14 protein-coding genes are annotated in these 11,876 nt (G+C 26.7%); all 14 read right to left on the minus strand.

Going from position 1 to position 11,876, the window contains the following annotated elements:
• Positions 1-110: 110 nt before the first annotated feature.
• Positions 111-1,412 carry a hypothetical protein gene (locus tag AZI32_RS08055; protein WP_061995353.1) on the minus strand — a complete coding sequence of 434 codons (1,302 nt, stop codon included), beginning with the start codon at positions 1,410-1,412 and terminating at the stop codon, positions 111-113.
• Between the two features lie 33 nt (positions 1,413-1,445).
• Entirely contained in the window at positions 1,446-2,294 is an 849-nt protein-coding gene (locus AZI32_RS08060; protein WP_061995354.1) for a zf-HC2 domain-containing protein, read from the minus strand.
• On the minus strand, positions 2,284-2,856 hold the full coding sequence (locus tag AZI32_RS08065) for a sigma-70 family RNA polymerase sigma factor (RefSeq protein ID WP_061995355.1): 573 nt from the start codon (positions 2,854-2,856) through the stop codon (positions 2,284-2,286). The genes AZI32_RS08060 and AZI32_RS08065 overlap by 11 nt, the downstream gene beginning before the upstream one ends.
• A gap of 701 nt (positions 2,857-3,557) precedes the next feature.
• Entirely contained in the window at positions 3,558-4,439 is an 882-nt protein-coding gene (gene citG, locus AZI32_RS08070) for a triphosphoribosyl-dephospho-CoA synthase CitG (RefSeq protein WP_061995356.1), read from the minus strand.
• Between the two features lies 1 nt (position 4,440).
• Positions 4,441-4,956: a citrate lyase holo-[acyl-carrier protein] synthase gene (gene citX / locus AZI32_RS08075; RefSeq protein ID WP_061995357.1), complete on the minus strand. Its 516-nt coding sequence runs from the start codon at positions 4,954-4,956 to the stop codon at positions 4,441-4,443.
• 255 nt (positions 4,957-5,211) lie between these two features.
• Entirely contained in the window at positions 5,212-5,661 is a 450-nt protein-coding gene (locus AZI32_RS08080; RefSeq protein ID WP_061995358.1) for an MOSC domain-containing protein, read from the minus strand.
• A 33-nt stretch (positions 5,662-5,694) separates the two neighbouring features.
• Positions 5,695-6,168 (minus strand): cyclic pyranopterin monophosphate synthase MoaC, encoded by a 474-nt coding sequence (gene moaC / locus AZI32_RS08085; RefSeq protein WP_275934978.1) that lies wholly within the window; start codon positions 6,166-6,168, stop codon positions 5,695-5,697.
• Positions 6,165-7,121 (minus strand): GTP 3',8-cyclase MoaA, encoded by a 957-nt coding sequence (gene moaA / locus AZI32_RS08090; RefSeq protein WP_061995359.1) that lies wholly within the window; start codon positions 7,119-7,121, stop codon positions 6,165-6,167. The genes moaC and moaA overlap by 4 nt, the downstream gene beginning before the upstream one ends.
• The gene (locus AZI32_RS08095) at positions 7,114-7,776 is read right to left on the minus strand and encodes a molybdenum cofactor guanylyltransferase (RefSeq protein WP_061995360.1); all 663 of its coding nucleotides are present in this window, start codon (positions 7,774-7,776) and stop codon (positions 7,114-7,116) included. The genes moaA and AZI32_RS08095 overlap by 8 nt, the downstream gene beginning before the upstream one ends.
• Positions 7,777-7,795: 19 nt before the next feature.
• On the minus strand, positions 7,796-8,284 hold the full coding sequence (locus AZI32_RS08100; protein ID WP_010295097.1) for a MogA/MoaB family molybdenum cofactor biosynthesis protein: 489 nt from the start codon (positions 8,282-8,284) through the stop codon (positions 7,796-7,798).
• 141 nt (positions 8,285-8,425) lie between these two features.
• Positions 8,426-8,998: a 4Fe-4S dicluster domain-containing protein gene (locus AZI32_RS08105; protein ID WP_061995361.1), complete on the minus strand. Its 573-nt coding sequence runs from the start codon at positions 8,996-8,998 to the stop codon at positions 8,426-8,428.
• Positions 8,998-10,380, minus strand: coding sequence for a [FeFe] hydrogenase, group A (locus AZI32_RS08110; RefSeq protein WP_061995362.1), 1,383 nt, complete (start codon positions 10,378-10,380; stop codon positions 8,998-9,000). Before AZI32_RS08110 ends, AZI32_RS08105 begins: the two co-directional genes overlap by 1 nt.
• A 65-nt stretch (positions 10,381-10,445) precedes the next feature.
• Positions 10,446-11,033, minus strand: coding sequence for a 4Fe-4S dicluster domain-containing protein (locus AZI32_RS08115; RefSeq protein ID WP_061995363.1), 588 nt, complete (start codon positions 11,031-11,033; stop codon positions 10,446-10,448).
• Positions 11,034-11,064: 31 nt separating this feature from the next.
• Positions 11,065-11,871, minus strand: a complete 807-nt coding sequence (fdhD, locus tag AZI32_RS08120; protein ID WP_061995364.1) for a formate dehydrogenase accessory sulfurtransferase FdhD — start codon at positions 11,869-11,871, stop codon at positions 11,065-11,067.
• Positions 11,872-11,876: the final 5 nt, after the last annotated feature.

The raw sequence follows: 11,876 nt of genomic DNA on the forward strand, positions 1-11,876 counted from the left end.
CTCCAACATTATATTGTAAAACTTAAGCATAGAACAAATTAAATATATCCATATAATAATTTGTATATAACTTAAGATTTTAACTTAACCTAAAATATAATTTTTTATTGTTATTTGTTGATTATTTCTTTTATTTTAGAATTGTTATATTGTGATTCTGAATAATTATAAGATATATCACTAGCATATTGTTTAGCCTTATCTAAATCTATATCTTTATTTAAAATAGCTAGTTTATAAATTACTCCTTCTATATAACTGCCCTCTTTGTATTTGTTATTATATTCTTCATACCATTTTAACGCATTAGCTATGTCACTTTGACTTTCATAACTTACAGCCATCATATAAATTATATGTTCATTCAAATATATTCCATCACTATATTTATACACTTTATTTAATGTATTGATACTACTTTTATAATCTTTTTTGCTCATATATTCTAATGCTTTTTTATAGTAACTTTCAACTGCTTCTGAATTAATTAGTTCCATTCCTTTTATGTATAATGTCTTATCATTAACATTAAGTTCATCTACCTTAAATTCATTTAAATCTTTTATAATTGCTTCATAATCTTTATTAGATAAGGCTGTATTAAACTCATTAAATGGAAACACTTTCTTCTCTTTAACTTTTTCTTTACTGTTGTCTTCTACTACTTTTTCATCTATTTTTTCATCTATTTTTTCATCTTTCTTATTTTCTACATCATTCTTTTCACTTTTAACATTCTCTTCAATTTTTTCCTTTTGATTTTTACTATCCGCTTCATCTTTTAATGCCATATTACTATTGCCCATAAATGCAAAGTAATATGTTCCACTTGTAATAAGTAAAAATATACCTACTGTAGCTAATATAGCTATTATCTTTTTCTGCTTTAATCTATCTTTGTGTTTTATTGCACCTATTTCTTGTAGTGAGTTAATTATCTCATAAGAAAATTTATTGTTATTGTCAAAATTTAATACCTGTTTAACATGATAATAAGCAGTATCATATTCACCTAATCTTACATAGCAAAGAGCTATATTATTATATAAGTTAATAAAGTTAAAATGTGAATCTTTTAATCCTTCAAATATATTCAGTGCATCTTTTACCTTAATTTCTTTTAAAAGTCGTTGTCCTTCCCTAAATTTTTGAAGTCTTTCTCTATCATTCCTACTATCGTTTAAATATTTTCTTGATATTTCATCACTATTTGCTTTTAAATTTATTTTCCATTGATTTCTTCCACTTTCCAAATCACCCTTTAAATAATATATAAGTCCTTTTAAATTCAATGAAGCGGAATTTCCTCTGTCTTCCTTTAAACTTTTATTACAGTAATCAATGGCCTTTGACAGATTCCCCATATCATAATTTTTTATAGCTTTCGCATAATATCTTTTGCTTTTTTCCATATAAATCACCACCCTAATTTCTCAATCCCCAATTTAAAATTTTATAGTTTCAACTTTCTCTAAATAATTTTTCATTTTTTCATCTAAATACTCTTTTATAGTAATATCTATATGATTTTCTTTAACTTTTACTTCTTCTATTTCTATAAGTGCATTATCTGCTTGATAAATAACTTCTTCATTAAAATTATCGGTATTTAACTTAATAACCTTTTTACCTAAAATCATATTATTTTTATCTATTCCAGTTGTTACCAATAAATCCTCATTATTATACCACTGAGCATTAATCATAACTTTACTATCCTCATTTTTTAATAAATCTAATTTATTTATATCATTTGAATTATAGTCCCTAATTAATAAAACGTATCTTTCTTGAAATTCTTCAATCAATGCAAACTCTTTAGTTTTTTCTTTATTATAAAACCATCTTATATCATCATCATATGTTTTTACTTTTATATTTTTGAAAAATTTATTTTTATTTTCAATTGAATAATTGCTTGGCTCAACTGATTTTGTTTTTAAATCTTTATCTTGAAAACTGTTAACATTAATATTTTTTAATGCAATAAATACAATAAATAAACATGCCGCTGACAAAGCTAACATCTTATTTTCATTTAAAAATACTTTCTTCTTTTTAGTATATTTATTTTTATCTATGGATTCCATTACATTGTTTTTAATTCTTTCTAAATTTATTTCATCTAAAGAACATATATTTTTAAATTCTTCCTCTAGTAATAGTTCTTCCTTATATATTTTTTTGCATTTTTCACAAGTTGAGATATGGTTTTTTACTATTATTTCTTCTTTTTCATCTAATAAACCATTTATATACAATGAAATTTTTTCTTTATCTAAATTACAATTCATATCTCTCAACTCCTTTTCCACTTTTATATTTTTTAAAATTTTCTCTTGCTTTATAAAATCTTTTTTTCACTGTAGATTCTGGCATGTCTATTTCTTTTCCAATTTCACTAAAAGTCTTTTTATATTTGTATTTTAAGTAAATAATTTGTCTATCCATATCTTTTAAATTATTTATATAATCTAGTAATATTTCTCTTGTTTCTTTATATTCTATAAATTCTTCTGGTGATATATTTACAGACTCTAACTCCTTTACAGAATCTATACTTTGTTCCTTTATTAATTTGTTTTTCCTAATATAGTCTATAGTTTTATTTTTAGCGATTTTAAGTATCCATGTAGAAAATTTGTATTTACTATCATATAAGTATAATTTATTATAAACTGTTATAAACACCTCTTGAGTTATATCCTCAGAAAGATGCTGCTCTTTTAACATACTATATATAAACTGAAAAACAATATTTCCATACTTATCAACAATAATCTCAAAATCTTTGGTATTACCATCAAGCACACTATTGACTAAGTTAATATCACTTAAAACATCAACTGTGGTCATAAACTTACCTCTTTCTATATAAATTTTCTATTAGACATATGAAAATAAATAAAAAGTCAAAGATTCAAAGCTATTTGCACTGAATATTGGCTTATTATATATTTGATTATGCCTTAATAAATCAACTTTTATATATTATCTACGGTTATAGGGTTCCAAATTAAATTTTAAACTTATTCATTTATCAAATGACAAAACTCAAATTAATATTTTATCAATAACTAACAGATTATTTTAGTTAAGAGTTAATAGTGAACAGTTAATAGTTGTGGTAATTACTACTCACTATGTTCCTAATAATACTAAACGTACTTTTTTAGTATCAGCTTTTATTGCTTTAGGCTTTATTGCTATTCTTTCGATTTTACTGAAAAAATAACTTACGGAAAATAAATTTCGGCGCTCCTGTCCTTCTTGTTACGGCTGTAAACTTTGTATATAACTTCAGTTAACTTTATATCCCAAATTCAAGGTTTGATTCTTCTAATTTTAAAAAACTGATTCTCAGTTTCATCCATTACTTTTAACTCTTAACTTTTAACTAACTATATTTCTTAACTGATAACAAAAATTTGATGTATAAATTTAAATTTGAGTTTGTTTCCCTATATAAATCTATCGACAACAAATTAGTTATAGACTAAAAATATAATTATTAAAAATTCTATATTTTTAGCCTATAACCTAAGTAAACTAATATATTATTTTAAAATTGAATTATTTTTGTACATCGTTTTTTCAACTAAATAAAAGAATAAAGTTATAGCTAAAAGATCTGCACATCCTCCAGGACTAACTCTATTTTTCAAAAATTCTTCTTCTAGTTCTTTTATTTTTTCTTTTCCTTCTTTTGTTTTCATTCCACCTAATTTTATAATTTCTTCTGCCTTTTTATGTGAAATTCCTAACATTTCTATAGAATGTCTATGTATTATATTACAGTCATCTAAATATATCATTATAGCAATAAGTACATGTACTAGTCTATCATTTAAAGTTAAATCTTTTTCTTTTTTTAAAATATCTAATGCATAATCAAAAACTAATGGTAGACCTTTTTCCACTTGCCCTCTTATACCTTCTATTCCATAATCCACATACAATTGTTCTCCATATGTAAGTTTTTTATTTTTATCTATATTCTTAAGTTCTCTTTCTACTATGCCTTCTGTCATATCTTTAATTATATTTTTTATATCAGAAAAGGAAATATTATCATGTAATGCCTTTGCTGTAGCACTTATAGATACACCTAATAAAAATATCATACCTTTATGAGTATTGATTCCATCAGTACTTTCAAACATTGCTCTTTCAGCATCTATTCCTACTTTTCTTATTGCTTTAAAAATTTCTTTTGGACTTTTTTCGCTAAATCCTTCATTAGCAAATAAAATCATATATTTATGTAATGCAGAACAACTTTGTATAAATGTGTAATAATCCATATCATTGTGAGAACCTGTTGAAATTGGTGAAACTAATCCTGGTGATGGATAACAACTAGCTTCACTTAACATAGCTTCATTTGCTAACGCGCCTAACTTAAAGGATATTTCTTTTATCTCATAATTCTTATTCATTTTACTTCTCCATATATCTTTTCACTGCTTTTATTATAAACTCTTCTACTTCTTCTACTGTGTGATTCTTACTTCTAATGCATTCATGTGCATAGTTTCCACATAAATAACATGTTCTTTTATCAAAACCTAAACTTTGTCTACTAATAGATGAAATACTACCTTCATATACATCCAAATCTAAAAATCTACCTAATAAATGGGTATTTTCTATTTCAATGGTTCTTCTTTTCGCTGTATTTCCATCTAATTTTAATATTAATACTATGTAAGGACCTTCAGCTGAACTTTTTTCTATAATATGTTCTATCCTATCATTAAAAACCTTTATAAGTTCCTCTCGCCCTTTTTCTATAATATAATCACTTATGTAATTTTCTTTATTATTCCCTGGATAATTAACTCTTGCTACTACAATAGTATTTTTATAATTTTCTATAAGAGCTTCAATAAGATTAACTCTTTCTTCTCTTGCATCTAAAATCGCATTAGCTTTTAAAATTTCTTCTTTATTCATATTATTTGGAGAATTTAACTTTAAATCTCTTCTCCATTTCTCAACTCCTCCCTAACTTTTCAAAGATATAACTTCTTATCCAAATCATATATTTAATTTTAAACATCAATATATCATGTTTCTTTACAATTATACAATAATAATTCCTATGATAAACTAATAATAATTTGAAATATTTTAAAATATAATAAAACAAGAAAGAAATTTATTAAACCTCTCTCTCGCTAAACCTATACATGATTCAAATCTAGAGTTTTATTCTATTACTTCTATAGTGTCTCCAGCTTTTACTTTTCCACCTTTTATTACTTTAGTGAAAATACCTTCTTTAGGCATTATACATTTTCCCACTGCTTGTTTAATAGCACATCCACTATGACACTCTTTTCCTATTTGAGTAACTTCTTGAATAGTTTCTCCAATTTTAAGCAAAGTTCCTACTGGAAGTGTATAAAGTACCATTCCCTCTGTTGTTATGTTTTCTGCAAACTTTCCTGGGATTAATCCTTCCACTCCTAAATTAGTCATTTTATCTATACTTTCTTGAGCTAATAAACTTACTTGTCTATGCCACTTTCCACCATGAGCATCCTCTTTCAGCCCAAAATCTTCTTCAAAAACTCCAACCTCTATAGGCTGCTTTATTATACCTTTTTTATCACTTATATTTATTGATATTACCTTTCCAGTAACATTATTTTTCATAATATTCCTCCTAAATATCTCTATATGTATATATTATTTTCTTTCGTAATTTCCACTCTTACCACCAGTTTTTTTTATAAGTTTTATCTCACCTATAATCATGTCTTTATCTACTGCTTTACACATATCGTATATAGTAAGTGCTGTAACAGATACTGCTGTTAGCGCTTCCATTTCAACTCCTGTTTTTCCATAAGTAGATACTGTAGCTTCTATTTCTATCTCTGTATCTAATACATTAAATTTTATATCTGCACCAGTTAAAAATATATTATGACACATAGGGATTAAATCCGATGTTTTTTTAGCGCCCATTATTCCACCTATTTGAGCAACAGATAAAACATCACCTTTTTTTATTAATCCATTTTTTATTATGTTTATTGTTTCTTTATTCATTTTTATAGAGCCCACAGCTGTAGCTATTCTTTTTGTGTCATCTTTTCCACCTACATTTACCATATGAGCTCTTCCATTTTCATTAAAATGCGTAAATTCCATTTTTATCCTCCTATAGCTACCATATTTCTATTTATGTACTCACCATCTTCTAAGTTATGTCTTTGTGGTTTTTTATTTATAGCATTAATAATTATTTGTTTTACATCTTCACCATTTCTTAAAGGGTTTTTTAAATCAATTTCCTCATCAGAATGAAGACAAAGTTTTAATTTACCATCACAGGTAAGTCTAATTCTATTACAATCTTTACAAAAACTACATGATATAGAACTTATAAGACCTACTTTACCTTTAGCATTAGGTAATTTGTAGTATTTCGCTGGTGATGATATATCTTCACTTTTATCTTCCTCTAACCCCTTAACTTTGTTTAATATTGTTTCATTAGATATAAATTTACCTAAAGACCAATTTTTGCACTGACCTATTGGCATAAGTTCAATAAATCTAACATGTACATCTTCATCAATAGTTAAATTTACAAAATCTTTAATTTCATCATCATTAAAGCCTTTCACTAAGACCACATTGAATTTTATAGGATAAATCCCCATTTGTTTTGCTTTCTCTATACCATTTAAAACTTTTTGTAGCTCTCCACCTCTTGTTATATACTTATATCTATCCTCATTAAAAGTATCTAAACTTATATTTAATCTATTTACGCCAAAAGCTTTTAACTCTTCTATGTAATCTTCTAATAATGTTCCATTTGTTGTTATAGAAAAATCTTTTATCTTTTCAATACTTCCTATATTTTTTATCAACTTTAGAACATTTTTTCTTACTAAAGGTTCCCCTCCAGTTATTCTTACTTTTGTTACCCCTAATTCAACAAATATCTTTGTTATTTCTTCTATTTCTTCTAGTGTTAATATTTCTTTATTATCTATTTTATTTATTCCTTGCTCCGGTATACAATACTTACATCTTAAATTACATAAATCCGTTACAGATATTCTTAAATAATTTATATTACGACCAAATGAATCAATCATCAAACTCTCCCTTCCTGAGTTTTTTTAAATTCTCAGTATAAGTTTCTAATTCTTTTTGTGTATTTAAGTTTATAAACATATTTAAACTATCATTATAATATTTTGCATCTTTTTCATCTATATAAACTGCATTAACATTATCAATAAGATAAGATATTGCTAACTTTTTTTCTAAAACTTGTTTTTCTATAACATCTATAACTTTTTTAGAATAAAATCCATTAAAAGGCTCGATTTTTCCATTCTTACTTTTAGTTATACATGCATCTAATTCTAACTTTTCTATTTTACTTTTCATAAATTTTATATAATCTAAATTTATGTTAGGCATATCACAGGCAATAAAATATGTATATTTGCTACTGCTATTTTTAAGCCCTACATGTATACCGCCTAAAGGCCCACAATCTTTTATTTCATCACTAATAATTTTATAATCTTTTTCAACATATTGTTCTGTCTTATTAGTAACAACTATAATTTCTTCAAATTCATTTTTTAACTTTTTAACTAATGAATCTATTAATCTATTATTATTTATTTCCAAAAACTGTTTGTCAAACCCCATTCTAGAGCTTTTTCCACCAGCAAGTATTATAGCTGTATTTGCTATATTTATGTAATTATTATCTTTATTTTTTAATTTTGAATTCATATCTTTCACCGCTTAACAATTATCTAGCACATTCACTTGCCTTACCAGTGAGAATTTCTAATCCATGATGTAATGATTTTATTATGTACTCTAATGATTCTCTAACTGCTTTAGGGCTTCCTGGAAGATTTATAATTAAAGTTTTATGTCTTATTCCACTAACTGCTCTAGATAACATTGCTCTTTTAGTAATAGTCATGCTATATGCTCTAATAGCCTCTGATATTCCAGGAGCAAGTCTATCTACAACCTCTAATGTTGCTTCTGGTGTAACATCTCTCTCACTAAATCCTGTACCACCGGTTGTAAGTATTAAATCCACATTAAGGTTATCACTACATTCTATAAGTTCATTTGAAATCATATTTTTATCATCTGGAAGTACTATGTATTTTTCTACAGTGTATCCTACACTTTCCACTATCTCTTTTATAACTTTTCCACTATCATCAATTCTTTTATTTTCATATCCTTTATCACTACAGGTTATAATGGCAACTTTAAACATATTTCTCCTCCTTTAAATTATACTTAAATACGAGTTTGTTTCCCTATAAATTATTCTTAGGAAAATTTAACACTAAAATTTATGACACTGCTAATTTTAATAACTAAAAATAGCAGTGTACATCTTTTTCAATATGTTTTCTTATTTAACTACATTCATAAGTTCAAGAGCAACTTGACTTCTTTTAGCTTCAACAGATTTTTCTATTTCTTTTGCTTCTATAATTCTTAATGCTTTTGTTGGGCATATTTCAACACAAGCAGGACCGCCTTCTCTTCCTATGCAAAGATCACACTTGTTAGCTATCATTTTTTCTTTAAATTCTACATTTTTATCGTCACTAACTTTTAATCCATTTTGTAAAACTTTTTCCCCTTTGTTATATTCTTCAACTATATCTATAGCTCCAAACGGACATGCTATAACACAAGTTTTACAACCTATACAAGTACTTTTATCTATAAATATAACACCATCTTTATTTGTTATTGACCCATTAGGACATACATTTGCACATGGTGCATCTTCACAGTGTCTGCATTGAATTGGCGCACTTACATTTGCAGTTTTTATAACAGTTAAACGAGGGTTAAAATCTACATCATTGCTTTCTTGAGTAAATATGTTTTCTTGTGAATGTGCAACTACGCAAGCAACCTCACAAGTTCTACATCCTATACATTTATTAGGATCTGCTACTACAAAAGTATTCATTATTTCTTCTCCCTTCTCATACCATATTTAGTGTGTAAAAGTTCATGTGATTTATGACCTAACGGCTTTTCTAAAAATTCATCATATATCTTTTTAATATCAGGATTTTCATGAGATTTTCTTATTTTCAATGCCGAATCATGATTATATAGTGATTCTTTTCTCTTTTTATATGCAACTTGTCTATATTCTTCTAAAAGTAGTTTAGGTTGTCCACCGCCGCTTACACATCCATCTGGACAAGTCATTACTTCTACGAAATGATAATCACATTTTCCTAGCTTAACATCTTCCATAACTTTAGAAACATGTTTAAGACCTGAAACTACAGCTACTTTTAATTCTAATCCATCAACATCAACTGTAGCTGTTCTTATTCCTTCTGATCCTCTTATAAAATTTAGCTCTAACTTTGGAATACTTTTTTTGCTTATAAGTTCATATCCAGTTCTTATAGCAGCTTCCATAACTCCACCAGTAGCTCCAAATATATTTCCAGCTCCACTATAAGTTCCTAAAGGAGTATCAAATGTATCTTCTTCTAAATTAGCAAAATCAATACCACTCTCTTTTATTAAATGAGCTAATTCTCTAGTAGTTATAACGCAGTCTACATCTCTATATCCACTACTGTTCATTTCTTCTCTATCACATTCGAACTGCTTACATGTACAAGGCATTACAGCTACACTATATATTTTACTTGGTTCTACTTTGTCAATTTTTGCACCATATGTTTTAAATAAAACTCCTGCCATTTGTTGTGGAGATTTACAACTTGATAAATGATTTAAAAGTTCTGGATATGTATCTTCTGCAAATTTTACCCATGCTGGACAGCAAGATGTGAACATTGGAAGATTCTTTCCTGTTGTAACTCTTTCTATTAGCTCGCTACCTTCCTCCATTATAGTTAAATCTGCAGCAAAATTAGTATCATATACTCTATCAAAATTTAATACTTTAAGTGCCTTAGCTAATTTACCTGGAGTTAATGCTCCAAACTCCATTCCAAATTCTTCTGCTAATGCTACTCTAACTGCTGGAGCACATTGAACAATTTTATAAAGATTTTTATCTTTTAATTTTTCTTTCACCTCAATAACTTGTCCTAAACTATATGCTGCAAAAATAGGTTCAGTAACTGTATCAAGCATTTTTCTTTCTTTTAGCTTTTCTTCTTTGCTTGCTATTTCTTCTTGAAACTCAGACGCATATACACTACAAGTCTGTATACACTGTCCACATAAAACACATTTATCTGTGTTTATGCTTTGTGGTTCTCCAGAAATTCCTTCTATAGCATTTACAGGACATACTTCAGCGCAACGTCTACATCCTGTGCAAAGCTCTTTATCTATGTTAATTAAGCTTATATTCATCAATCGATCCTCCACTCTTATAAATAAGAATAATTATATGAATTGGTTTTACATATAAAAAAATTTTATTTTTGATTATTTATAATTTTTGATAGGCTTTCCACTGCCTTTAAATTACGAACTTTTTTTGTTTCTTCTGGAGTTATAAGTGTTAGTGCATCTTTAGGACAAGCTTTTACACAAGCTGCCTCTCCATTTTCTTTACATAAATCACACTTATAAGCTATAATTTTACTTTTACTTTCTAATTCATTTTCTATATATTGTTTTAAGTTACTTTGTAAAACTTCTTCACCATTTTTATATTCTGGCATTAATTCTATAGCACCAAATGGACATGCTAAAATACAGCTTTTACAACCTATACAAGCTTTTTCATCTATAATTATTATTCCATCTTCTTGCTTTATCGCTGATGTTGGACAACTATTTGCACATGGTGCATCTTCACAATGTCTACATTGAATTGGCATTGTTACCTTTCCTACTTTTATATTATGTAGTCTTGGTGTAACTGGGGTTGTAATTGTTCCAACAACGCCACTAACATTATTTTTTTTGCTATGTGCTACAAAACATGCTACTTCACAAACTTTGCATCCTATGCATTTATTTGGATTAGCTACAACAAAAGAATTAAGTGCAGTTTTCATAAATCTTATCACCTTTCAAGTATATTTATTTCTATTTCACTATTAAATTACTTTCTATTACCCTTTGATCATTAGAATATATATTCATTTTATTTTTTCTAACAAAACCAACTAAAGTTATATTAAGTTTATTTGCAAGACTTACTGATAATGTAGTTGGTGCTGATTTTGATATGATAATTGGAATTTCCATCCTAGCTGCTTTTAATATCATTTCCAATGAAACCCTACCACTAAGTATCATTATCTTGTCCTTTAATGATATTTCATTTTTAAGTGCATAACCTATAGTCTTATCCATAGCATTATGTCTAGCTACATCCTCACATATAACTAATATTTTTTCTCTGTCACTTAGAGCTATACTATGTACTCCACCAGTATTTTTAAATGTTTCAGAATAATTTAGATTTTCCTTCATAAACTCAAAAATTTTATCCGTTTCTATAGTAAGTTCACTTTCTACTGGATTACAGCAAAGTGAATCTAAAAATTTTTCTATATTTTCTTCAACTAAAACATTATTATTTTGAAACCTTATTTTTTTGCTTTGAAAATTTTTAGTATTTATTTCTTTTAAATTTGTTTCTATATATGCAGTTCCTTTATTCCTGTCTAATTTTAAAGATGTAATATCTTTTATACTATCTATAAGGTTTTCTGTTCTTAAAAAACCTATAGCTAACTCTTCTAGATTTTCCGGACTACATAAAAGTGTTGCTATTTTTTTATTGTTTAAAAAAATAGTCATTGGATATTCACAAACTAATAGCTCTTCACAAGAAGTTTTTTCTCCATTATCTATTTTTAAAACCGTGTAATCTAAAGTTTTATTCATAATTA

This window comes from Clostridium sp. ATCC 25772 (genome assembly GCF_001573875.1).
Taxonomy (GTDB): Bacteria; Bacillota; Clostridia; order Clostridiales; family Clostridiaceae; genus Clostridium_J; species Clostridium_J senegalense.

What these genes read in the sequence shown, in the direction of transcription:
- AZI32_RS08055 (WP_061995353.1), bottom strand. Translation starts at nt 1,412, where the DNA reads ATGGAAAAAAGCAAAAGATATTATGCGAAAGCTATAAAAAATTATGAT.
- AZI32_RS08060 (WP_061995354.1), bottom strand. Translation starts at nt 2,294, where the DNA reads ATGAATTGTAATTTAGATAAAGAAAAAATTTCATTGTATATAAATGGT.
- AZI32_RS08065 (WP_061995355.1), bottom strand. Translation starts at nt 2,856, where the DNA reads ATGACCACAGTTGATGTTTTAAGTGATATTAACTTAGTCAATAGTGTG.
- citG (WP_061995356.1), bottom strand. Translation starts at nt 4,439, where the DNA reads ATGAATAAGAATTATGAGATAAAAGAAATATCCTTTAAGTTAGGCGCG.
- citX (WP_061995357.1), bottom strand. Translation starts at nt 4,956, where the DNA reads ATGAATAAAGAAGAAATTTTAAAAGCTAATGCGATTTTAGATGCAAGA.
- AZI32_RS08080 (WP_061995358.1), bottom strand. Translation starts at nt 5,661, where the DNA reads ATGAAAAATAATGTTACTGGAAAGGTAATATCAATAAATATAAGTGAT.
- moaA (WP_061995359.1), bottom strand. Translation starts at nt 7,121, where the DNA reads ATGATTGATTCATTTGGTCGTAATATAAATTATTTAAGAATATCTGTA.
- AZI32_RS08095 (WP_061995360.1), bottom strand. Translation starts at nt 7,776, where the DNA reads ATGAATTCAAAATTAAAAAATAAAGATAATAATTACATAAATATAGCA.
- AZI32_RS08100 (WP_010295097.1), bottom strand. Translation starts at nt 8,284, where the DNA reads ATGTTTAAAGTTGCCATTATAACCTGTAGTGATAAAGGATATGAAAAT.
- AZI32_RS08105 (WP_061995361.1), bottom strand. Translation starts at nt 8,998, where the DNA reads ATGAATACTTTTGTAGTAGCAGATCCTAATAAATGTATAGGATGTAGA.
- AZI32_RS08110 (WP_061995362.1), bottom strand. Translation starts at nt 10,380, where the DNA reads ATGAATATAAGCTTAATTAACATAGATAAAGAGCTTTGCACAGGATGT.
- AZI32_RS08115 (WP_061995363.1), bottom strand. Translation starts at nt 11,033, where the DNA reads ATGAAAACTGCACTTAATTCTTTTGTTGTAGCTAATCCAAATAAATGC.
- fdhD (WP_061995364.1), bottom strand. Translation starts at nt 11,871, where the DNA reads ATGAATAAAACTTTAGATTACACGGTTTTAAAAATAGATAATGGAGAA.